The following is a 22,774-nucleotide window of genomic DNA, read 5'->3' as shown; positions in this document are numbered from 1 at the left end:
CTCGATGGCGCAGAGAACAGCCGAGATGAAACTCGCACTTCTGCGTCAACACGACGGCGGCGTTCCCTGGGCCCGGATCGCTGCCGAGTCCGGAGTGCCGGTCCGCACTCTCACCCGTTGGTCGACCGGGTATCGGGCTGATCCGAGCTCGCGCGCTCTGGAACGTCCCCGCCGAGGCGACCGAGGTACACGAAGGATCGCCCCCGAGCTGGTGGAGGTCGTGGAAGCTCTCGCCTTGCGCCGGCCGGAGCCGACGGCGGCGTTCATTCATCGCCGTGTCGGTGACATCGCCCACGACCGGGGACTTGCGGTGCCGAGCTACACCACCGTCCGAACGATCATCGCCGGACTTGACCCGGGCCTTCGCACCCTTGCCCAGCACGGGGATGCCGCCTACCGGGACCGGTTCGAGTTGGTGTTCCGCCGAAACGCGAGCCGCCCGAATGAGCAGTGGCAGGTCGATCACACCCTCCTCGATGTCGCCGTCCTTGACAAGACCGGCGTCCCCGTCCGGCCTTGGCTGACGATCGTCCTCGATGACTACTCTCGAGCGATCGCCGGGTACACCGTCTTCCTCGGCGCCCCCACGGCGGAACAGACCGCCCTCGCCCTGCATCAGGCTATCAACAGGAAAGCGAACTCCGGCTGGCCCGTCTGCGGCCTGCCCGACGTGCTGTACAGCGACCACGGTTCGGACTTCACCTCCGCCCGACTGGAACGCGTATGCCTTGACACCCACATTCAGCTAATCCACTCCCGAGTCGGCGTCCCGCAGGGACGCGGGAAGATCGAACGGTTCTACGGAACCGTCACCACCGAGCTCCTCCCGCACTTGCCCGGGCACATCCCGCACGGAACAAATGGCACCTCCATCACCCCAGCAACCCTGGCTCTCCGGCAACTCGACGAGATCCTCGAACGATTCATCGTCGACGACTACAACCATCGTCCGCACTCAGAAACTCACAAAGCGCCCTCACAACTATGGGCGGCGTCAGGTTTCATCCCCCGAAGCCCCGCACGTCCCGAGGACCTCGATCTGCTCCTTCTTAGTGCCGCGGCCACCAGGAAAGTGCAACGAGACGGCATCCAGTTCGCGTCCACCCGGTACGTCTCACCGGTCCTCGCCGCCTATGTCGGGGAGCAGGTGACTGTCCGCTTCAATCCACGCGACGCAGGCGAGATCCGTGTCTACTTCGACGAGGCCTTCCTCTGTCGAGCTATCGCTCCCGAGCTGGCCTCAGAGTCCGTCTCACTCCAGGACCTGCAAGCCGTCCGCGCCAAGCGGCGGCGAGACCTGAAACAGCAGCTCCGACAACGCCAGAGTCTTGCCGACGCTCTTCCCGGCGACACCCGATACCTACCCATCGACCCCGACGAGGGTGACAAGGACGAGCCTGCGCCGCCACCTGCGCCCGCCCCGCGAAAAGGATTGCGTCTTTATGCCACCGACTGACCCCGAGCGCAGCATCCTCGGCAAAAACGACGACGGCCGACGATTCCTCCTGGAACGATCCGGCGAGGTCAACACCACCCCGGTCCCCAAGACCGGAATGGCGGCGTTCCAAACAACGCGGGAGCACCGCCGGTTCACCGAGTTCGCGGACACCGTGCGCGCCCACCGCTACATCGGCCTCTGCTGGGGGCCACCCGGCGTGGGAAAAACCCTGTCGGCCCGGCACTACGCCGGCACCGACGACTGGGAGCAATGGCAAACCATCTTTGAAGACGACTTCGGCCCGGTGCCTCCGCGGGTTCTCGAAGCACACACTGCCTTCTTCACCCCCAGCGTCGCCGCGACGATCCGAGAAATCGACCGCGGCCTACCCACCGCCTGCCAACGAATCTCCTTCGCCATCGATTACCACGAGCACGGCCTCGTCGACCCTTACGTCTATACCCAGTCCCGCTCCAGTGGGCGCACCGAACTGCTCATAATCGACGAAGCCGACCGCCTCAAAACAACAGGCCTCGAGCAAGTTCGCGATTACTTCGACCGACACAACATGGGCGTCATCCTGATCGGCATGCCCGGCATTGAGAAACGCTTCGCCCGCTACCCGCAGCTCTACAGCCGCATCGGATTTGCACACGAATACAAACCACTCACCCCCGACGAACTCACCGCCGTGCTCAGCAACCGCCTCCCGGCAGGAAATGTGACGGATGATGGCGGCATCGGCCACGCCACCGCCATCGCCACAATTGTCCGAATGACCGGTGGGAACTTCCGCCTCGTCGACCGCCTCGTCACGCAGATCGAACGAATCCAGAAGCTCAACAAGCTCGACGGGCTCACCCCGGAAGTTGTCGACGCCGCCCGCCAAGCCCTACTCATCGGCCACTAAGCGGTGCCGGAACCGGGCCACTTATCTCTGCGGCTCACAGACAGGTGCCGACGGCAATGCAACAAGATCGCTGTCCACTGGCCGGACGGAGCGATCTGCGGAATCTGCTTCTACGACGCAACGCACAGCCACGGGCGATGCCCGGGCTGCGGGGTCGATCGGATGCTCCCTGGACGAGATCCGATGGGCGCTCCAGCCTGCGTTGAGTGCACCGGAATACGCCAACGTTTCAACTGCAGCACCTGTGGACAGGAACGCCCGCGATTTCGCACGTCAACATGCATCGAATGTGCTTTGCGCAACGACATCAGCGCGCTCTTCGATCTAGAAGCTCGTCCCAACGCCCCGCTACACACTCTTCGCGAGACCCTCGTCACGGCCGATCGCCCAGAAAGCATCTACACCTGGATGCGGAATCCCAAAGTTCGCACGACGCTCGCTCAACTCGGGGCGGACGAAGGATCACTCACGCATGACACCCTCGATCAGCTCCCCACCAGCCGACACATCGACCATCTGAGGGCCATCCTCGTCGACGCCCATCTCCTCCCCCAACGTGACGAAGCACTACAACGGTTCGAACGCTGGTTGGCCGAAAAACTGGAGCCATTGCCCGTAGATCTGGGCAAGCCGGTCGAGCGGTTCGCTACGTGGCACCACCTGCGCAGCATCCGACGGAAAAGCTCCGCAACGACGAACAGCCAGAGCTCCGTGCACAACGCCAAGCAAGAGATCACCGCGGCCATCGCATTCCTGACCTGGCTACATGACGAGCACGGGCGAACACTGAACCAGTGTCGGCAAGCGCATGTCGACCTCTGGCTCGCAGCCGGTCCCACGACACGATTCACCGTCCGGAACTTCTTAGTCGTTGCCATGAAAGAGCGACTCGTTCCGCCGCTCATCGTCCCCCATCGAAAGTCAAAATCAACGCGCAAGATGACTCACGAGGACAGAATTGAATGGATCCGACGCTGCCTCGTCGAGGAACCCGACACCGTCGCATTCCGAACCGCCGCCATGCTACTCGTCCTCTACGCACAGCCCCTCAGCCGCGTCGCTTCCCTACAAATCGACGCAATCACCGACGTTGAAGGTGACCTGCACCTCACCTTCAACGAGATACCTGTCCTCATCCTCGAACCATTCGCAGAACTCGTCCGAACGCATCTCGCCCACCGCGCACCATCACGGACTCGGGACGTCGAAACCAGCCCCTGGCTATTTCCCGGCGGCCAAGCCGGCACCCATATCAATCACTCCTACCTCATGACCAAGATCCGTGACCTCGGGATCAACCTACTGGCCGCGAAGAATCGGGCCCTCGACGACCTCGTGACCGAGATGCCACCGCCACTCGTCGCTGACCTACTCGGCTACAGCTATCAGGTGACGACGCAGCACGCAGCCTCCGCCGGAGACACGTTCGCGCACTACCCGACACTCCACCGCTGACCAGAATCATCGACGCAGGAATACCGTCAACTCGAATATCACTCGTCACCAGTCGAGATGTATCTGGTGCAGAATCAACGATGTTTAGTACACGGGTTTGGTGGGTTCCATCTCATTCACCCACGCGAGCACTCCACCCTGTAGATATTCCACCCGGGTGTAGCCCTGTGCTGCCAATTCGGCCAGCACGGCAGCTGAACGTATGCCGGACTTGCAGTGCACGATGATGTTACGGTCTTGGCGTAGCTCGGTGAGGGCGATTCCGGAGAAGATCCGGTCCTGTGGAATTAGCCATGATCCAGGAATGCTGACAATCTCATATTCTCGAGGTTCCCTAACGTCGATCAAATCGAAGTCGCACAGCCCAGCACTTCTGTCAGCAAGCATCGTTGAAAGCTGGTGCACGGAAACAGTCTTGTCAACACCGGGATCGCGTTCAGGAATCATTCGACAAAAAAGCTGATAGTCAGCCAATTCCGTGATCGGCTTTCCAGTGGGGTCCTTAGAGACCTTGATCTCTCGCCAAGTCGAGGCGAGCGCATCGAATAGCAAGACACGTCCAAGCAGGGGTTTCCCGACTCCGGTAATCAGTTTTACCGCCTCGGTCACCATGACTGAGCCGATGGCGGCGCAGAGCATGCCGAAAACTCCACCCTCTGCACAGGACGAAACCGATCCGGTGCTGGGTGCTTCTGGGTACAGGTCCCTATAGGTGGGTCCGTGCCTCTCCCAAAAGACACTGACCTGGCCATCGAAGCGGTAGATAGAGCCCCAGACAGATGGTTTGCCCATGATGGCGGCGGCGTCATTGACTAAGTAGCGAGTGGCGAAATTGTCTGACCCATCGAGGATCAGGTCATAATCGGCAAAAAGGTCAAGCGCGTTGTGAGAGTCGAGCCGGGTGTCATGAAGTCGCACATTTACCAGCGGGTTCAAGTTTTCTACGGCGTCTTGGGCCGATGCCAACTTGGAGCGTCCTATGTCCATCACGCCATGAATCACCTGGCGTTGCAGGTTGCTGAGTTCGACGATGTCGTCGTCGACGATGCCGATCGTGCCAACGCCAGCAGCGGCAAGATAGAGGAGCGCGGGCGAGCCCAGACCCCCGGCGCCGACCACCAGTACCCTAGCGTTTTTCAGTCGTCGCTGACCAATAGCGCCAATTTCAGGAATGAGCAGATGCCGAGAATAACGTTGTACTTCCGCTGTGGTGAGGTCAGCGGCCGGTTCGACCAGTGGTGGTAGACAACTCACAGGTGCGCGCGTCCTGCCATGGCTGAGGATGCCAAGGCATGCTGTCGTTTTGGTATGCGCCCGGCGCGTGAGGCGAGTCTTCCGGCAATGACGGCATGTTTGAAGGCCTCCCCCATTCGAATCGGATCCTGTGCGCGCGTCACAGCCGTGGCGAGGAGAACCGCATCGCAGCCCAGTTCCATGGCTAGTGCTGCGTCCGAGGCCGTGCCGATTCCGGCGTCAAGAATCACCGGGACGCCGGCGCGGGCCACAATCAGTTCGATATTATGCGGGTTGAGGATACCCAGGCCGGTGCCGATGGGAGCACCAAGTGGCATGACGGCAACGGCCCCCAGATTTTCTAGCCGTAGCGCGAGCACTGGGTCGTCGTTGGTGTATGCAAAGACCTTGAAACCGCGACCAACCAGTTGTTCTGTGGCGTCCACCAGCTCGACGGCGTCGGGCAAAAGCGTGTTTTCATCTGCGATAACTTCTAGCTTGACCCAGTCCGTGTCCAGCGCTTCACGAGCCAGTTCCGCCGTCATTACAGCCTCACGAGCTGTGAAGCAGCCCGCTGTATTGGGAAGGACGCGAATTCTCTGGTCGGTGAGCATTTCGAATAGGGATCCACTGGTGGCCGGACTGTGCCGGCGCATCGCTACAGTCGTCAATTCCGTGCCGGACGCCAACAAGGCTGCACCTAGCCCCTCCCAGCTCGGGGCACCACCAGTACCCATGATTAACCGTGAATCCAGATGGACTCCGTCGATCAGTAAAGAATCGCGGCCGGGTATGTCAGCGGTGCCCACTCTGTTGATCGGACTCTTCGCTTCGGTGGTACTCATACCCCTAGCCTCCCTGCACTGCCGTGACGATTTCGAGGACGTCACCCTCGGTCAACGTTGTTATGGACCACTGGCTCCGTGGAACCACTGCGGCATTGCGCGCGACGGCGATGCCGAGCCGGTTCCCATCCGCCGCGTGACCGTCGGGTGCGATCGGTCGTCCGGTTACAGTCGCGATGACATCCGTGACGGTTTCTCCGTACGCGAACGCCTGCGCTGTTCCGTTCACGGTGATGGTGGCCAACTGGGTGTCAGTCATGAGGTGCCTTTCGTGGGATTGATAGTGAAAATCGGTCCGGTCGGAAGCGGTTCCAGCGGGCGTCGGGCGTACCGTCGAGCAGTTGCCGACACACTTGCGCCGCTATGGGTGTCAACAGCACACCGTGGCGGAAGAAACCCGTGGCGATGATCAGTCCCGCAATGTCATCGCCAAGCTGCGCGGAATCGCCCGAGACACGTCCGAGCAATGGCGCATTGTCGGGTGTTCCCGGCCGCGCACGGGCTGTGATTTCTATGAGTTCCAGCTCCGCCACAGCGGGCACTAGAACCTGGCCGTCACGCAATAATTGATGGACTCCACCGGCTGACACTGCAGCAGACCCGTCTTCGCGAGAGGTGGCCCCCAGCACCACAGTCCCGTCTGTGCGCGGCACGATATAGACCGGGTTACCGCGCACAACACCACGGATGGTCGCCGTCAGCAGAGGCTGTAAGTGTTCCGGAACGCGCAGGCGCAGAATATCCCCGTACACCGGACGCAATGAGAAGTTCAGCCAGCCGGGCAGCCCGTGCAAGTCCGAGGCGGCCAGACCGTTGGCAACGATCACCTCGCCCGCGGTAACGGTGGAACCATCAGCCAAGGCGACGCCGGTGACACGCGAGCTAGTGTTCGCCGGGTTTTCGTGCAGCAGTCCAGTAGCTGACTGCCGACTCAGGTGACTATGCATCCATTCTTTCTGCCTCGCCCACATCTCAAGGGCGCTCTCCAGCCGTTTGGCCAGCTGTCGGGGATCAACCTGATGGTCCTGCTCAACGTTGAAGGCGCTGGACAGCTGGGGACTGAGCATAGGTTCCATAGACCGGGCCTGACGAATGGTGAGCGGCTCTACGGCGAGCCCCCGCCTCAGCTGAACTTGGCGCAGATCAGCCAGCGCTTGCCGGTCAGCCGCATCCGCGCCCACGATAATCGTTCTGGTGATCTGATATCCAGTGCAGGCACCATCAGTTTCCAGGGGGGTCACGAATGATGGATACAACGCCGCTGAGGCCAGCGTTAGTTCCAGCAGACCCTCTTCTTGATAGTGCAGCTCGCTGACCGGAGCCAGCATACCTGCGGCTGCATACGTCGCCCCCGAAGCTGGCGCCGGGTCGATGACGATGACTGTTCGCCCAGACTGCGCCGCTGACCAAGCGATTCCGAGGCCAACAATGCCGGCACCGATCACAGCGACATCAACGCTGCATAAAACGTGTGGTTTAGTCAAAGACAGTTCCTTCCCTCCGCCGGTACTAACCGGATCAGGTGAGTTGTTTGCACAACACGGTCGGCCGGTAACTAAATAACCGATGCCCTCTCAGCCTGTCTCCCTTGTCGGTGCAGGCTCCCGCAGATCACCCCTAGTGTAGGGCCTATGCTTCGTGATCGCGCTCAGCTCTATCTCTGCACCGATGCCCGAAAAGTCAGCGGTGATTATGCTGCATTTCTCGACGCGGCCTTTGAAGGAGGCGTGGACATAATTCAGTTGCGCGACAAAACTGTAGAGGCCGCCGAAGAATTAGAACTTCTCCAGGTGCTCCGCAGTTCCGCAGAGCGGCATGACAAGCTTTGGGCCGTCAACGACCGCGCAGATATAGCGACTCTCGCTCAGGCTCCGGTCTTTCATATTGGCCAAAAAGATCTTCCGTTGGCACTCGCTCGCCGACTTGTGGGTGAAAAGACCATGGTCGGTTTGTCGACCCACACGCCCGAGCAAGTGAACAAGGCAGTGACCGATCTGAGTCTGGACTATTTCTGTGTCGGCCCGGTCTGGGAAACACCGACCAAACCAGGCCGCGCCGCGGTAGGGCCTGAACTGGTGAGCTACGCCGCCAACCAGGTGCGCGTTGAGAAAAGTGTCGTGCCTTGGTTTGCTATCGGAGGCATCCATCTCGGTAACATCGAGCAGGTCGTGACGGCCGGCGCGAGCCGCGTCGTTGTCGTCCGCGCGATCACCGAGGCGAAGGATCCCTCGGAAGCAGCGAAAGAACTGCGCGCATACCTGCCATCACTGGATTAATGTCCAGGTTCAGCGTTCAGTTCTGAATCGTCACCGACCGAGTGCCAATCCCTGGGAACACGGTCTAGTTCTACTTCTAGTTTCGGTTCAGCTCGGCTGGTACTGTCAACCAAAAGTTGACAAAGCCACCGTCAAAAACAAGATTTTGTCCCGTCACAGAACGGGACCAAGTAGAGACGAAGAACAGCGCGGCGTCTGCAAACTCTTCCGGGGTGGTGACTCGACGCAGTGGGGATTCGGCGGCAACCTCCTCGGCGGCGCAATAATGATGTTCGATGACTTGGTACGCACGCATTGAGTGTGAACCAACACGTTGTTTGTCCAGGCTTGGCTGTTTCTTGGTTACACTCGTCTTGAACACGGGAGTCCGGTGAGCCGGGCTGAGAGGAAGATTATCAATCTTCGACCGTCGAACCTGATCTGGATCATGCCAGCGCAGGGAGGCAAACTTTCACATCCCGTGCCCTGATATTCCTACAATCAAGGAGGGCACGACAGTGCAAACATCTCTACCCAAAAGTGCGCCCTCGTCGAGGGTGACGGGCGGCGCGCTGGCTCTTGCCGCGGCGATCGTTTTGAGCGGCTGCGCATCAGGCTCGGCGACAGGCACCGACTCGTCTACCGCGTTGACTCCGGTGGCCTTCGCCTTGGACTGGACACCGAATACCAATCACACCGGGTTGTATGTCGCTCTTGAGAAGGGGTACTTCACGCAGGCGGGACTTGAGGTGACGGTGCTTCCATACAGCCAGTCATCCACTGACGCACTCATCAATGCCGGCTCAGCTGACTTCGGTATCAGCTTTCAGGACGTGGCCACCTTCGCGGCGGCAGCGGGTGTGGACAACATCTCGGTAATGTCGGTGCTGCAACACGACGCTACGGCGATCGGGGTCCTGGCCAGCCGCGACGACATTCGCAGCCCCAAAGACCTCGACGGCAAGACCCTCGGCATGGCAGACCCCAGCGCAGTTTTTCCCACCGAGGCTGCGGATGTCATCAAGAACGACGGTGGAACGGGCGAGTTTAAGAAAATTACGCTGGGCACCTCCGCCTATGAGGCCCTTTATGCCGGCAAAGTTGATTTCACCTCGGCATTCACCACCTGGGAGGGTATCGACGCCGCTCTTCGTGGCACCCCGATGAAGTTCTTCGCTCTGCACGACTATGGCCTACCGGACCAATACTCGGTGATCGTCGAGGCAAACCGGGCCTGGACGGCCAAGCACCCTGTCCCCACTGCTCAGTTCGTCCAGGCTCTGCAACAGGGGTACCAGTACGCCGCCGATCATCCAGATGCCGCGGCGAAGATTTTGATCGATGCCAATCCCGGCGTCTTCGAAAACACGGAACTCGTTTACCAAAGCCAGGAAAAACTGAGCGCTTCCTACCTCACAGATGCCAACGGTAAAGTGGGCACTCAGTCGGCAGAAACCTGGCAGCAGCTGGCCGATTTCCTCTACCGTGCCGGCCTCTTGGCCGACGAAGACGGCAAACCGCTCACGGCATCGCTGGACACGTCGACATTGTTCACCGAGCAGTACCTCAGCGAAAAATAGCATCACCGTGAAGCCGGCTCCAGCGCCCCGCACGAGGGTACTCTCGGCGCTCGCGCCTCCCGCCGCGATCCTTACCGCGCTCGTGATTACCTGGCAGGTGGCGGTGACGGCAGGCGGAGTGCAGCCGGCGATCCTGCCCTCACCGCAACGCATTCTTCAGCAGGGCTGGGAGGCCCGCACCGCGATCTGGGACAATACGCTCCCCACCCTGCAAGAAACGTTTCTCGGCTTCGCCGTCTCCCTGACCGTCGCGTGGACGCTGGCGATCCTGATCGATTTTTCACCAGGGCTGCGGCGAGCACTGGTGCCACTGCTGGTGGCATCCCAAGCCATACCCATCATTGCGATCGCGCCGCTGATGGTCATCTGGTTCGGATTCGGACTGCTACCCAAAGTCATCGTCATCGCCCTGGTGACATTCTTTCCGGTCACGGTCGGACTGATTGACGGTTTCAACCGCACCGATCGGGACGCGATCAATCTGCTGCGCAGCATGGGGGCCAACCGGTGGAAGCAGTTCGTGTACGTGCGTCTTCCGTCGGCGCTTCCCTCGTTCTTCACGGCCCTTCGAATCGGAATCGCCTACGCCGTCACCGGTGCCATTTTTGCCGAGTACGTCGGCGCCGAGCGAGGCCTGGGCATTTATATGGCGATGATGAAGAACTCCTTTCGCACCGATCTTGTGTTGGCTGCCGTTGCGGTGACCGCGTTCGTGAGCGTGTGCCTGTTCCTGTTGACCTACGTCGCCGAACGGGCGATCATTCCTTGGAGTTCGAAGGAACGCAGGAGCTGGCATGGCTGAGGCGACTCCCCCGAAGATCGAACTGCGCAAAATATGTAAGTCGTTTCCGCTCGGCCGCGGGCAGGTACGGCCGGTCCTCGACGACGTCGCCTTCTCGGCGCAGCCGGGCGAATTCGTTGCCGTGATCGGTCCGAGCGGATGCGGGAAGAGCACCATGTTCAACATTATGGCCGGCCTGGAGACGGCCAGTTCCGGGGAGGTCCTGGTCGACGGGCATGTCGTCACCGGTGACCATGAACACTTTGCATACATGCCGCAGAAGGATTTGTTGTTCCCGTGGCGGAGCATTCTGGAGAACACGTCCCTCGGCCTCGAGGTGGCGGGGGAAACTAAGAAGATCGCCCGAGCACGGGCGGCCAGTCTCTTTGCAGCCTTCGGCCTGTCTGGTTTTGAGGATGCACATCCTTTCGAACTCTCCGGGGGCATGCGCCAGCGCGCGGCCTTGCTGCGCACCGTGGTGCAGGGCAGAGATGTCCTGTTGCTGGACGAACCCTTCGGGGCCCTGGACTCCCTCACCCGCACCGACATGCAGTCCTGGCTGCAAGGGGTGTGGTCCCAGAACGCCTGGACTGCGGTGCTGATCACCCACGACATCCGTGAGGCGATTTACCTTGCCGACCGGGTGGTCGTTCTCAGCGCGCGGCCGGCATCCGTGCGGCTGAACCTGACCATCGACCTGCCCCGGCCGCGCGCGCTGTCGATGACCACCTCAGCAGAGTTCGCCGGATACGAACGCACACTCCTGGCGACCCTGCACGAAGAGACCCGCTCGCCCAGAGGACCCTAAACCGAAGCGCCGACCGTGGGGCGTTCCAGCCCCAGGTGCCCTCGTAAGGTCTCGGCGGTATAGCGGGTGCGGAACAGGCCGCGCCGTTGCAACACGGGGATCACCCGGTCCACGAACTCGTCCAAGGATTCCGGCAGCAGCGGCGGCATGACATTGAAGCCGTCTGCGGCAAGGGAATGAAACCACACTTCGATTTGATCGGCGATCTGCTCGGGCGTTCCGACCATGGTGCAATGCCCACCGCCGGCGGCGAGCCGGCCCAGTAACTGCCTGACCGTGGGCTGTTCAGCCTGGATAATTCGTAGGATGGTCGCATACCGGCCCTGCGGCCCGGTGAAGCCAGCCAGCGGCGGCAGCGCCGGCACCGGCGCATCCAAATCCCAGTTGCTGCAATCCTGTTGCACGAACGTTCCCAGCTGCACGAGCGACTGCTCGGTCGGTAGGAGGGCGTCGATCTCCGCCTGCTTCGCCCGCGCCTGCGCCTGTGTGGACCCCACATAGGTGACGAGGCCGGGCATGATCAACACCGCATCCGGATCGCGGCCGGCTACGGCAATGCGCCTCTTCACATCCTGGTAATACTCCTGCCCGCTGGCGAGGTCATATGCCACCGCATAGATACCTTCGGCATAACGGGCGGCCAACTCCCGGCCAGGGCCGGAGGCGCCGGCCTGGAACAGTACCGGTCGACCTTGCGGCGGGCGCGGCACCGTCAGTGGGCCGTCCACCCGGAAGTGTTCGCCGGAGTGGCCGATCGCTTGCACCCGGGCCGGGTCAGCATAGAGACCTCCGCGGTCCAGGACCAGAGCATCGTCCTCCCACGAATCCCACAATTTCAGTGCCACCTCGATGAACTCCGCTGCCCGGCTGTAGCGCTGGTCGTGGGAGGGCAGCACGTCCATTCCATGGTTGCGGGCTTCGGCGTCAAACATGGAAGTGACCACGTTCCAGCCAATGCGCCCCTTACTAATGTGATCCAACGATGCAAGCATGCGCGCCGCGTGAAAAGGCGTAAAAAAGGTCGCCGAGATAGTGCTGACCAGCCCGATCCGACTCGTCGCCCGCGCCATCGCGGCCATCGCCGTCAACGGCTCAAGAAACCACCGCGGGCCGGTGCTCACATCATTGACGGCGTGCCCGTCGGCGAAGAACACGGCGTCAAAGAAGCCACGTTCAGCGCTTTGGGCGAGCCGTTCATAGAAACTGATGTCCCCCAACTGCTCGATGGGCGACTGCGGCCGCCGCCAGGCGGCACCGTGGTGGCCACAACCCATAAGGAACGCATTGAAGTGGAGCTGGCGCGGGGCCGACATAACCGGCGCGGCCCTAGTTCATCACCAAGCCGCCGTCGACCACCAGGTTCTGACCGGTGACCGACCGCGCCCAGGGGGAAGCAAAAAAAAGTACCGCATCGGCAAATTCGGCCAGGGTTGTCACCCTGCGCAGCGGGGTAGACGCGGCAATGAAGTCGAACACGTCCTCGGGGGTGGCCGCGCTGGCATCCGTGGTGCGCAACAGCCCACCGGAGACCATGTTCACAGCAATGTTATGCAGGCCAAGATCTGAGGCAAGGGTGCGGGTCAGGGAGAGCAGGGCAGCCTTGGCGGCCGTGTAGTCGTGGTACGGCACCACCGGGTTTTGAAACAGGTTCGTGCCGATGTTGATAATGCGGCCGAACCCGACCTCACGCATGCCTGCCAGCGCCTGCTGCGTCGTGTTCAGGGCACCGCGGACACTGCCAGAGAACTGCGCCTCAAACTCGTCCCAACTGATGTCGGCAGCGCCAGAGCGAGCATCGCCGTTAAAACTGAAATCGGCCAACGCGTTATTGACCACCGTTGTCACAGGAGACCCAAAATATGCCTGAGCCTGCGTGAATATTGCCGCGACCTGGGATCGGTCGGTCACGTCAGCCCGCACAGCAAAAGCATGTTCACGGCCATATCTAGCAGCCAGGGTCTCCGCCGCTGCGGCGCTGTTGCGATAGTTAATGACTACCCGGGCACCCTGAGCCGCGAAAGCGTGCACGATGCTTGTACCCAAGCCGCGTCCGCCGCCGGTGACCAGGACAATCTGTTCTGCTATTTGCATGATTTTCTTCACCTTGGGTAAGGCGAAAGGACGAGATCCGGCACCAATACGGTGCACGTAATTCTCCGTGACATCCCTTCGCTAGTTCGAACTAGATCAGGTTCAACGGGTGTCATCTCAGCCAACCGTCATACAGTCGGCACCCCGTGTCGCTGAAAATGAGTATACGCAACCGCCTGGTATCGGCGAATCCGCGTCCTGAACTCATCAACTGCCGGGATGCCCTGGTCTAGTATTACCAGGTCAACGCCGCGCGCCTGCAGGGTGTTGGATAACTCGATGAGGTTTTCCAACGACCGGCCGAGCCGGTCGAGTTTAGTCACCACGATTTGATCGCCAGCCCGGTTGGCCGAGAGTAGAGCTTTGTCGAGTTCGGGTCGGCCGGCGAGGGTCTCCGACGCTGTGTCGAGGAAGACCTGTTCGCAACCGGCCCCGGTCAGGGCATCGTGTTGGGCTTCGGGGTGCTGGTCTCGGGTGGAGACCCGGCCGTATCCAATTGGCATAACAAAACCGCATCACCAACTCGGTAGTGCGTTACATAGACGGGTACACGCCAAGTATTACAAAACCCACCCTGTGATTCCGCGACCAACTGAACCTGTCCCGGAGTGTCGTGCGAACGATCATTACCGAACACCACACGTCACAAAACATCAGCGTCGGCGGCCTGAGGCGCGCCGGTTTCATCTAAACGCCGCAACGTCGACACGTTATTGTCGCGCTGAGTGAATCGGCACGTTGACGCCAACACCGTGGATAAAATCTAAGCCGGAAAAACTGACACAAACGAGGCGACCGCCGACTCGAAATGATCGAACATGACATGTCGCCGCGGTGCTTCTATGTTCATGACTTCAAAAACGGAACCACGTTTTTCGATGTAACCCAGCACCTTCTCGGGCGACCTTTCATGGCAGCGTCGATCGCTCACACGCCATTCATGATCGGACAGACTACGGACCTCGAGATCTCCCGTTGCACACGGTTTATGACCCTGATTCGACATTGAATCTCCTCGTGATGAGCGGTCCAGACCGGCGGTACCTCGACCAGCTCCGATGCCGCTTGCACCACCCTCTAACATACCCCCGCCCCTTGGCAGCATGCCGTTGCCGGCAAATACACCGCCCAATTGTCGTTATCGGGCAGTGCTGCGCAAAGGCTTCCCGCAGACTGTGCGACCGGCGGGCGGCGCCTATTTTGGCCAAGATCTTGATCTGGTCGGGCTCACACTCGATGAAACTTTTGGCGTTGCGGACCTGCTGAACGCAGCATTTCGTAACCCCCTGCGTGTCAGGATCGGGTGAGGCCAGTAGCTAATAGCAAGTCCGCCGTGTTGCAGGGGCGAGAACTAGGAACTGATTCACCATGTCCAGCCCATCAATAAGCGTCGTGCGCGACGATAGTCCTATGAACAACAGCATTCCCGAAGGGCCAAGATCGGGTGGTCCGACGCGGAGGCGTTCGATCACTCCGGCGCAAAAGCTTGTCCACCTTGCCGCTTACGATGTCGCGACGGCCACGAATAAGCCTGAATCCACCGGTCGGCGTCTGAAGGAATCCTGATTTTGGTTTGGCGAGGTTTTGGCGTTTCGGGCGTGGGTGTGGTCCGGGGCTCGCGGCCCGGGGTGTTCCACTGGTGTTCCTGTTGATGTGGATGTAGGCGGGTCGTCTCGGGCGGAAGTTCTGGTTGAACAGGGCCGTCCAGGGTTTCTCCCAGGGCCAGTGTTCGGGCAGGTGCAGGGTGATGCGCCTCGCGGAGGTCGAGATTCTGGCGGGGACGCTGATAAGTTTCCGGCGGATCGTTGCGGTGGTCGCTCAGGCAAGACCGTTTCCCTCGGTCGTCGCAGCGGCGCGGGTGCGGTTAAGCACCATCACGGCCATGACCAGCCAGGCCGCATAGGCGGTGAAACCGCCTGAGGGTAGGTGCGCCAGAGCGCTGCTCCTCAGGTCGGAATTCACGAGTTCTACCGTGGCGTGGGCGCGGTGGGTTTTGTCGGCGGTGACGGTGTCGAGGGTGCTGGTGGTGAAGAAAGCGTGGGACCGGTGGGTGTCGAACAGGGTTGGCTGGTCGACGTTTTTCTTGTTCAGTTCCGGGATCCGCCGCACGACCAAGCGCCCGGTGATCTGCTCGTTCTTCTTGCGGGACGTGAACGCGGTGAACGGGACCTCGGCGACTTCGGCGTTACTGATCCACGTTTTGGTGCCCTCGTCGTAGATGGCGTTGGTGTATTCAATTGCTGTCCAGGCAGTGCCGGGGATCGTTCCGATTGCTCGTTTGATGGCGGGGTCCATGCGGGCGGTGACCGAAACGTCGGCACCAGCTTTCAGGGCCGCGCTGATTGAGGCGTGATCGTAGAAGGCAGAGTCGGCACGAAAGGGCACGCGTGCCGTGTCGGCTCCGCGGAGCCGTTTGGTCGTAGCCAGGGCGTCTCTGATGGGGCGTGCGGCGCCGCGCGGTGATCGGCAGGAACCGCGGCGCAGTCGCTGGCCGATGATGATCGGCGCTGATACGTCGGTCTTGACTGTCGCGAGGATGGCGTTGAGGCCGCGCACCCCGGAGCACCCGTAGCCAATCCCGCACGGGCGGCCAATTTCATGATCGGGACCAACCCAGCGGACGATACAAGATTCGGGTCGGTGAATGATGCAGAAACGGCGCGGTTGGTGTGGGAAACTTGCATCTACGAGATGCCCCTCTGCTTGGTAACGTTGACCTCTAGACAAGTCCTATTTTACCTGATCAGATGGGCATTCTCGGTTTAACGCGCCGTCAGAACCTCACGTCGATCGGTGGATTCAGGCTAAGCCCAATACCGTTCAGTTAAGCATTCTCGTGTTACGTTGTGGCTATGGCGCGTACAGGGTGGGTGAAGCCGGTCTCGGACCGTCGGTTGTCGGATTTGGTATCGGTCGGCTTGTTGACCCGTGTGTTCCCGGCTGATGTCATCGACGAGGTGGTCCAGGCCGCGGGGCGGACGGAGCAGCGTAACCGGGCGTTGCCGGCACGGGTGATGGCGTATTTCTCCATCGGGATGGGCCTGTATGCCGAAGCGTCCTACGAGGATGTGTTCGCTCAGCTGACGAATGGGCTGTCGTGGTCAACTGGCTGGTCCGAGACGTTTGCGCCGCCGTCAAAGTCGGCCATCTTTCAGGCGCGCAGGCGGCTGGGGTTCGAACCGGTGCGGGACTTGTTTGCCCGCGTAGCTCGGCCGCTGGCTAGGCCTGACACGCCGAGGTCGTGGCTGGCTGGGCGGCGTCTAATGTCCATCGACGGAACGATCCTGGATCTGGCCGACAGCGTGGTGAATACGGAGTTCTTTGGCCGGCCACCGGTCAGCCGTGGGGAGCAATCTGCTTTTCCGCAGGCACGCCTGGTGGCGCTGGCCGAGTGCGGAACGCATGCCGTTCTGGACGCGGTGATGGGCCCGTGCACGACGTCAGAAATTGAACTCTCCCGAGAGCTGACCGGCCGCTTCAAGCCGGGCATGCTGGTCCTCGCTGACCGCGGCTTCTACGGCTTCCGGTTGTGGGCACAGGCAGCAGCGACGGGCGCTGATCTGCTCTGGCGGGTCAAGACGAACCTCCGCCCCCGGCACCAGGAGACCCTCGCTGACGGGTCCTGGCTGGCAACGATCATTCCGACCTCCGGCACGGGGCGGCAGTTGACGACACCATTGACGGTTCGCGTCGTGGACTACACGATCGACGACGGACGCGACAATCCTGACTCCTACCGTCTGCTGACCACGATCTTGGATCCGGCCGAGGCCTCGGCCGAAGAACTCGCGACCGTGTACTCCGAACGATGGGAGATCGAGACGGTGTTCGACGAGTTGAAAACCCACCAACGCGGCCCGCGCATGGTGCTGCGGTCCAAATCCCCGGACCTGGTCAAGCAGGAAATCTGGGGCCACCTGTGCTGCCACTACGCGATCCGCACCCTCATGGTCGAGGCCGCCCAGCACGCTCACCGCGACCCCGACCGGGTCTCCTTCATCGCCGCACTCCGCATCGCCCGCCGCTCAGTGGCACAGGGCGATTTTTCCCCCTCCGCACCCTGACCACGCCACAGCAGTCTGGCATCATGCCATCCGCGCCCTCATCCGAAGGCTGAATCCCGCGCGCCGACGACGATCAAACCCTCGCGTCATCAAACGCAAGGTCTCGAAATGGCCCGCCAAACGCTTCCACCACGCCCACTGGCCACAACCCAATCACGAGCAAGAAATCACCATTCAAGTGCTTAACTGAACGGCATTGAGGCTAAGCTCCGCGAACCGAGTTCGTCGGGTTAGCGGTTGTTACGGTCGGGACCAAGCCCGTCGCGGCGCCGGTGGAGTTCTTGGATGATCTCCTGCTCTCGCCTTGTCCACATACGGGCATCCACTTCATTGCCGCGGGATACTCTCGCTGCGTCTTCGATTTTGCCCAGTTCGGCGAGCAATTCTCGGATCGTGAGCATCTTCGGAAAGTTCGAACGACGCTTACCCGAGACGCGGGTCACGCTCTGCGTCTCGTCACCTCCGGTTGTCGATTTCCCCCGTCTCGGTCTCTGTATGAATGTCGCGCGCGCCGGGTTTGGCTGTTCGAGTCCCTTGCCACGGTCTTGCTGCGGGAGGTAGATCGTGGGCACTTTATTCTGCCTGACCGTTTCCCATCGAAGGGGGGCGGGGTGCGGTGCAGACGGAGAGTCTGAGAGTGGTCGAAGCGATCGGTGAGGCATGTCATCAGAAGATCGGGGAAAGAGGGTCATAAGCCGACAATATGCCGAGCTGTGCGCGACAACCTCACCCTAAGGGGTGAACTTTCACCCAGATCAGAACGTACACCATATCGTAGACGTATGGATCCAATTCGTGTCGCTCTGGTCAATGATTACGAGGTGGTCGTTCGCGGTGTCGCGGAGATGCTGCGCTCGTACCATAACAGGATTCGAGTGGTCGAGCTCGATGCAAATAAGCAGGTTAACCATCGAGTTGACATTGCTCTTTACGACACTTTCGCGGCCACTCGTGGAGATCAGGCCGCGGTTCGCGAGCTTGCCTCGAACCCGTTGGTCGGGGTGGTGGCTGTCTATTCGTGGACTCTTGATCCGGCGCACATGGAAGCCACGCTCGCTAACGGAGCTGGTGGGTACATCTCCAAAGGCCTACCCGCGTCCGGGTTCGTAGCCGCACTGGAGGCGATCCACGCCGACGGTGAGCGGATCCACGCCGGACGCAAGGACATCTCAGCGGTTGTCATGGGCGACTGGCCGGGCCGAGAGGGAGGCCTTACTGAGCGTGAAGCCGAAATCTTGGCCCTGATCACGCAGGGGCTCGGTAACACGCAGATCGCCGAGCGAACCCACCTGTCGATCAACTCGATCAAAACCTACATCCGAAGTTGCTATCGACGAATTGGGGCGAACAGCAGGACTAACGCGGTGCTCTGGGGAATAGAACACGGCTTCCAACCAGATCGCGTCCGGATTACAAATCCTGAACCCAAGCCTGGCAGTGTGGAGACCAGGGCGCGCGCGTGAGTCGTGCACCTGTGCACCTGACTCACCACTGGTTGGATTGGGTCCACGCGAAGTGGAGTACCCGCCTTGAACGCAGTCCATACCGAACGCGGACCATACAGTGATGGACGGGCTACCAAACTGAAGTTAAGACTTCGCTATGCTAGCCCACTACCTCAGCGCCTTTCCCTCCAACCTATTCCCGGAGCACATTTAAACGTGGCCCGTTGAATCCGCCTTCCGCTTACGGGCGCTTTGTGTGAGTGACGTACCGTGAGCTGCTTGAGTCGTTCTGGCGCGTGCATCGTCCGTAAGGCGGTGAGCAAGGCGAGCGGGAAGACCACCACGCCATCCTGTCGACGATACGCATGGGTACCCGTGTTGATGACGACGAGGTCGACGATGTGGTCGGGGAGCGACTTCTTCAGCCAGAGCAGGTGGCGAACGTCGTGGTCGGTGACCGCGGATTTGAGCTTGACTTCAATGCCGACAGCTTCCGCATCTCCTCGGTGGATGATGAAATCAATCTCGTGCCGCCCGTCATGGTCGCGGAAGTGTGACTTCTTCGCGTCGTTCGCTGCCGCATAGGTCTGGAGGCTAAGGGCCACGAGTGCCTCGAAGAAATCGCCGAGGCGAGCCCGGTCGCCGGTGTTGGTCGCGGGCGCAGCAGCTGACATCAGTTTGGCTTCGTTGAGGCCCAGCAGGCGGGCGGAAAGTGCCGGATCCGCGAGAAAATGCTTCGGCGCGAGGGCATCTCGTGACAGGAGTTTCTGACTGGGCGACCATGCGTCGACTTGGTCAAGCAGGTAGAGGCTGCTCAGGACGTCCCGGTAGGTGATCGACGTGTTCTTTGTCGGTTCTGTTGGTTCACCTAGGTCGAGACTGGCGCCGATATTCGCGAACGTGGTTGCGGAGGCAGTGGCTGAGGCGTAACCGCGCAACCAGCCGCGCAGTAGTTCCGGCTGGCGGATGCTGTGTCCCTGTTCGGTGAAGTCGTGCGTGATGACTCGCTCGATGTAGCCATCGAGCCACACTGCGCGGGCACGATCGGTCATCTGGCGGGGTTGTGGAAATCCCGAGGCGGTGATTTCGCGGACGTAGTCACGCAGCTCGACGTCACTTGAACCGTGGATTTCCGGGGTGTCTGCGCTGAGCAGTTCGCGGACGCGGACTGTGGGCGTCGCCAGGCTGCGTTCCGCGATGGAGAGGGGTCGCATTTGGAATCTGATGATGCGCCCAGCTCCGGAGTGGAGGTGGGCGCCAACGGGTGCGGCACTGCCGGCCAAGATGAACCGTTTGCCGGCCGAGTTACTGTCGACGAGGCGACGAACACGGTCCCAGACCTCGGGGACATGTTGCCATTCGTCAATGAGGACGGGGGTGTCTACTCGGCTCAAGTATTTCGGATCCGCACTGATCAACTCCCGCATTTCAGGGAGGTCCAAGTCGAGAATTGTCTTCGCTCGCTGCCGCCCGGTGGAGGTCTTGCCGATCGCGCGAGCCCCGTCGATAGAGATCGCCGCGAAGGAAGGGAACAACTCGTCGAGCGTGTCGTCGATGATTCGTCTCTGATACCGTTCCTTGTGATGACCCTTCCACGTACCTCGACTAGTACACTATTTTGAGCGTTTCAAACGCTTCCATTTTGAGCCTTATTAGTCCACCGTATTGAGCGTTCGATGAGTGCGACCGCTCCACCGTTTTCACTGTCCCGTATGAGGTTTGGCGGATTCAACTGGTCGTTGCGACACTCCATTTTGAGAGGTGTTGCCGATGTGGTCGAAGTGTGAGCTGGTGGAGATGCAGGCTCGGTTTTGGGTGTTGATGTCTAAAGGGTCGACGCTGACGGCGGCGGGTGGTGCTGTGGGAGTGAATCGACGAACTGGACGGCGTTGGCGTCAAGCAACGGGAGGACGGATCCCTGTTCCGGAGGCCGAGAGGTCTGGGCGGTACTTGTGCTTGGAAGAGCGGTTGCGGATCGCGGACTTGCACGTGAACGGTGCCGGTGTGCGGGCGATCGCTGCCGAGGTGGGCAGGTCTCCGGCGACGATCAGTCGGGAGTTAGCTCGCGGTGGTTCCAAGGCTGGCCCTCGAGCACGAACGAGGTATGCCCCGTATGCGGCGCATAAACAGGCTGAGCTTCGCGGGCGTCGACCTAAGGCCAGCAAATTCGATCACCCGGAACTGGCATCCTTGGTGCAGACGAAGCTGTGCGTGAAATGGAGTCCGGAACAAATCAGTGACCACTTGGCGAGAGTGTTCCCGGACCGGCAGGAGATGCGGGTGAGCCCCGAAGCGATTTACCAAGCACTTTACGTGCAGGGCCGCGGTCATTTACGTGCTGATCTGCATCAACACTTGCGAACCGGCCGTGCGATTCGTCGGCCGAGACGGCCTGCCGCGAAGAACTCGGGCAAGATCCCCGACATGATCATGATCAGCGAGCGACCTGCAGAAGTTTCTGACCGTGCCATACCTGGCCATTGGGAATCTCAATGTCTTTATCAAGCAGTTTTGAGCATTGGGATCGTAGTTGGTTCCTGGTAGTGGGTGTGGTCACGGAGCACGGCCCAGAGGGCTGAGCTGCCGCGGGCATTTCGGACAGCGCAATTCCCGCAGCAGTCCAGATACCTGTGCGCGAAACTGAGCTGGATGTAGAAGATTCAGTGTGGTCAGAGGTGGATTCTTGCGATGTCGACCAGTTCGATCCAGTGCGTTCGGTGGTCCGTTCCTTCTCGGATAACTGGGGTCCGGGCGTAGACGTCCGCTTCGGATAAGGCGTCCATGTTGAGCCCGGTAAGGCCTACAATGTCGGTGATCGGTACTTGATAGGTCCGGTACGGTCCAAGCGGCGGGGGATTATTGTCGATGAGGGCAGGAGCGCGGACCGTGTCGAGCTCGATGTCTTTTAATTGTGGGCTTTGGTCGAGGACGAATCCGGCAGCGCGCAGAACGGTGGAGTTTTTTGCGGTCGCTGTCCATGCAGCAATTTTCCAGAACGCTTGTGGGATTTTCACGCCGCGGTATATCGGATCCTCGGCTGAGAGCACGGGGGCAGTGAAGACGCTGATGCGGTTACCGTTGGTGCGTGCATAGGTGAGGACGTGGTCCTCGAGGCCGAGCCAGAGTTGTTTCGATTGGTTAAAGACTCCGGCTTGGGGTGCGGCGTTGGTGTAAGCAAAGGTATCGTAATTCGCTCGACGGGCTATCGTTTTGTCGCCCCACACAGGGTCTTGGCGCCGGACGAGATGTCCGCGGTCGAGTTTGTTTCTGGCGTAGACGTCTTCCCCGGCCTGTTCATAGAGCGGGATACGCGAGTCGAGGTGCCAGTCGTCGCCCCGGTCAGCGGTAACGAGCTGGTCTCCGTTGATGTTGACGCCGGTCACGAGCGCGAGGCGGCGCGCAGGGTCGATTAGCACGGTGAAATGTGTGTAAAGCAGTTCACGAATCAGGGTTCCCCCGGGAGAGGCCGGAAGCGGCACACAAGTTTTAAGGAACTCGGCGTTATATCCAGAAGGATAAAGTAAATCTGCGGTCATGGTGATAGTCAAGCAGTCGGAGCTGCCATTTGGGGCTTTCGGACTTATCTTGCGGCGTTGAGGGGGAAGATTTTTTGTTCGCTGGTATTATTTGTTGGCCGCAGGTGCGTGTGCCCGAACTGGGAATATTGCTGTTTTTGATGGCTGCTTAGCCTTAAAAAAGATCTCGATGGTTCAGGAATCTGCATGAATAAAGTGACAGAAGGTGTCAACCTTTCGAGTCAGTTTCGTTACCGGCTTACTGCGGGAGTGTTTCTCTTGTCGGATGTTTCCCAGCACCTCGCCAGCATCTGCGCTTGACCTGCAGGCGAGCGGATCCCAACTCTCCGTTGC

20 protein-coding genes, 1 pseudogene and 2 riboswitches are annotated in these 22,774 nt (G+C 60.5%); of the genes and pseudogenes, 9 read left to right on the top strand and 12 right to left on the bottom strand.

All coding sequences use genetic code 11. The annotated features are described in order from the left end of the window. The first annotated feature begins 25 nt into the window (after window positions 1-25). The 3 genes from H4V99_RS16145 (at window position 26) to H4V99_RS16135 (ending at window position 3,803) form a co-directional block, all read left to right on the top strand. The gene (locus H4V99_RS16145) at window positions 26-1,456 is read left to right on the top strand and encodes a Mu transposase C-terminal domain-containing protein (protein ID WP_280680288.1); all 1,431 of its coding nucleotides are present in this window, start codon (window positions 26-28) and stop codon (window positions 1,454-1,456) included. Further along, entirely contained in the window at window positions 1,443-2,348 is a 906-nt protein-coding gene (locus H4V99_RS16140; RefSeq protein WP_280680287.1) for an ATP-binding protein, read from the top strand. The genes H4V99_RS16145 and H4V99_RS16140 overlap by 14 nt, the downstream gene beginning before the upstream one ends. Before the next feature lie 294 nt (window positions 2,349-2,642). Continuing rightward, on the top strand, window positions 2,643-3,803 hold the full coding sequence (locus H4V99_RS16135) for a recombinase XerD (RefSeq protein ID WP_280680286.1): 1,161 nt from the start codon (window positions 2,643-2,645) through the stop codon (window positions 3,801-3,803). A gap of 84 nt (window positions 3,804-3,887) precedes the next feature. Here the strand turns inward: H4V99_RS16135 and moeB are convergent, their stop codons facing one another. Genes moeB through thiO form a run of 4 tightly spaced genes read right to left on the bottom strand, consistent with a single transcriptional unit; the run spans window position 3,888 to window position 7,365 of the window. Continuing rightward, on the bottom strand, window positions 3,888-5,057 hold the full coding sequence (gene moeB / locus H4V99_RS16130; RefSeq protein ID WP_280680285.1) for a molybdopterin-synthase adenylyltransferase MoeB: 1,170 nt from the start codon (window positions 5,055-5,057) through the stop codon (window positions 3,888-3,890). Beyond that, window positions 5,054-5,881: a thiazole synthase gene (locus H4V99_RS16125; RefSeq protein WP_280680284.1), complete on the bottom strand. Its 828-nt coding sequence runs from the start codon at window positions 5,879-5,881 to the stop codon at window positions 5,054-5,056. The genes moeB and H4V99_RS16125 overlap by 4 nt, the downstream gene beginning before the upstream one ends. A gap of 4 nt (window positions 5,882-5,885) precedes the next feature. Further along, entirely contained in the window at window positions 5,886-6,140 is a 255-nt protein-coding gene (gene thiS, locus H4V99_RS16120) for a sulfur carrier protein ThiS (protein WP_280680283.1), read from the bottom strand. Beyond that, the gene (gene thiO / locus H4V99_RS16115; RefSeq protein WP_280680282.1) at window positions 6,133-7,365 is read right to left on the bottom strand and encodes a glycine oxidase ThiO; all 1,233 of its coding nucleotides are present in this window, start codon (window positions 7,363-7,365) and stop codon (window positions 6,133-6,135) included. Before thiO ends, thiS begins: the two co-directional genes overlap by 8 nt. A gap of 147 nt (window positions 7,366-7,512) precedes the next feature. On the opposite strand from thiO, the gene thiE reads away from it, so the two are divergent. Continuing rightward, complete coding sequence (gene thiE, locus H4V99_RS16110) at window positions 7,513-8,157, top strand: thiamine phosphate synthase (protein WP_280680281.1); 645 nt, start codon at window positions 7,513-7,515, stop codon at window positions 8,155-8,157. Window positions 8,158-8,233: 76 nt separating this feature from the next. Here the strand turns inward: thiE and H4V99_RS16570 are convergent, their stop codons facing one another. Next, complete coding sequence (locus H4V99_RS16570) at window positions 8,234-8,518, bottom strand: SDR family oxidoreductase (RefSeq protein ID WP_348522381.1); 285 nt, start codon at window positions 8,516-8,518, stop codon at window positions 8,234-8,236. Next, window positions 8,507-8,616: riboswitch (TPP riboswitch) on the top strand. It overlaps the preceding gene by 12 nt. A gap of 38 nt (window positions 8,617-8,654) precedes the next feature. Here H4V99_RS16570 and H4V99_RS16100 point away from each other — a divergent pair. From H4V99_RS16100 to H4V99_RS16090, 3 genes are read left to right on the top strand one after another with little or no spacing between them, the layout of a single operon-like run. Further along, window positions 8,655-9,716: an ABC transporter substrate-binding protein gene (locus tag H4V99_RS16100; RefSeq protein ID WP_280680280.1), complete on the top strand. Its 1,062-nt coding sequence runs from the start codon at window positions 8,655-8,657 to the stop codon at window positions 9,714-9,716. A 7-nt stretch (window positions 9,717-9,723) separates the two neighbouring features. Continuing rightward, on the top strand, window positions 9,724-10,518 hold the full coding sequence (locus H4V99_RS16095; protein WP_280680279.1) for an ABC transporter permease: 795 nt from the start codon (window positions 9,724-9,726) through the stop codon (window positions 10,516-10,518). Then, a complete protein-coding gene (locus H4V99_RS16090) occupies window positions 10,511-11,305 on the top strand; it encodes an ABC transporter ATP-binding protein (RefSeq protein WP_280680278.1) in 795 nt (264 codons plus the stop codon). Before H4V99_RS16095 ends, H4V99_RS16090 begins: the two co-directional genes overlap by 8 nt. On the opposite strand, the gene H4V99_RS16085 is transcribed toward H4V99_RS16090, so the two are convergent. From H4V99_RS16085 to H4V99_RS16070, 4 genes and pseudogenes are all read right to left on the bottom strand, one after another. Further along, complete coding sequence (locus H4V99_RS16085; RefSeq protein WP_280680277.1) at window positions 11,302-12,618, bottom strand: LLM class flavin-dependent oxidoreductase; 1,317 nt, start codon at window positions 12,616-12,618, stop codon at window positions 11,302-11,304. The two genes, H4V99_RS16090 and H4V99_RS16085, sit on opposite strands and share 4 nt — an antisense overlap. A 13-nt stretch (window positions 12,619-12,631) precedes the next feature. Further along, window positions 12,632-13,396, bottom strand: coding sequence for a 3-oxoacyl-ACP reductase (locus tag H4V99_RS16080; RefSeq protein WP_280680276.1), 765 nt, complete (start codon window positions 13,394-13,396; stop codon window positions 12,632-12,634). A 56-nt stretch (window positions 13,397-13,452) separates the two neighbouring features. Continuing rightward, a riboswitch (TPP riboswitch) is annotated at window positions 13,453-13,553 on the bottom strand. Continuing rightward, on the bottom strand, window positions 13,525-13,899 hold the full coding sequence (locus H4V99_RS16075; protein WP_280680275.1) for a recombinase family protein: 375 nt from the start codon (window positions 13,897-13,899) through the stop codon (window positions 13,525-13,527). Its footprint overlaps the riboswitch before it by 29 nt. Window positions 13,900-15,088: 1,189 nt before the next feature. Further along, a pseudogene (locus H4V99_RS16070) lies at window positions 15,089-15,976 on the bottom strand (IS1380 family transposase); the annotation flags it as partial. 272 nt (window positions 15,977-16,248) lie between these two features. Between H4V99_RS16070 and H4V99_RS16065 the strand changes: the two are divergent. Beyond that, window positions 16,249-17,460: an IS4 family transposase gene (locus H4V99_RS16065; RefSeq protein ID WP_280680274.1), complete on the top strand. Its 1,212-nt coding sequence runs from the start codon at window positions 16,249-16,251 to the stop codon at window positions 17,458-17,460. Between the two features lie 230 nt (window positions 17,461-17,690). Here H4V99_RS16065 and H4V99_RS16060 read toward each other — a convergent pair whose 3' ends face one another. Continuing rightward, window positions 17,691-17,903: a hypothetical protein gene (locus H4V99_RS16060; RefSeq protein WP_280680273.1), complete on the bottom strand. Its 213-nt coding sequence runs from the start codon at window positions 17,901-17,903 to the stop codon at window positions 17,691-17,693. A gap of 339 nt (window positions 17,904-18,242) precedes the next feature. On the opposite strand from H4V99_RS16060, the gene H4V99_RS16055 reads away from it, so the two are divergent. After that, window positions 18,243-18,923: a response regulator transcription factor gene (locus tag H4V99_RS16055; RefSeq protein WP_280680272.1), complete on the top strand. Its 681-nt coding sequence runs from the start codon at window positions 18,243-18,245 to the stop codon at window positions 18,921-18,923. A gap of 155 nt (window positions 18,924-19,078) precedes the next feature. Here the strand turns inward: H4V99_RS16055 and H4V99_RS16050 are convergent, their stop codons facing one another. Both H4V99_RS16050 and H4V99_RS16045 read right to left on the bottom strand, forming a co-directional pair. Beyond that, a complete protein-coding gene (locus H4V99_RS16050; protein ID WP_280680271.1) occupies window positions 19,079-20,440 on the bottom strand; it encodes a DUF4143 domain-containing protein in 1,362 nt (453 codons plus the stop codon). A gap of 1,134 nt (window positions 20,441-21,574) precedes the next feature. Beyond that, window positions 21,575-22,441 carry a DNA/RNA non-specific endonuclease gene (locus H4V99_RS16045; protein WP_280680270.1) on the bottom strand — a complete coding sequence of 289 codons (867 nt, stop codon included), beginning with the start codon at window positions 22,439-22,441 and terminating at the stop codon, window positions 21,575-21,577. Window positions 22,442-22,774: the final 333 nt, after the last annotated feature.

The sequence above is a fragment of the Cryobacterium sp. CG_9.6 genome (assembly GCF_029893365.1).
Classification (GTDB): Bacteria; Actinomycetota; Actinomycetes; order Actinomycetales; family Microbacteriaceae; genus Cryobacterium.
The sequence above is the reverse complement of the archived record's forward strand: the minus strand, read 5'-3'. Positions and strand labels throughout refer to the sequence as shown.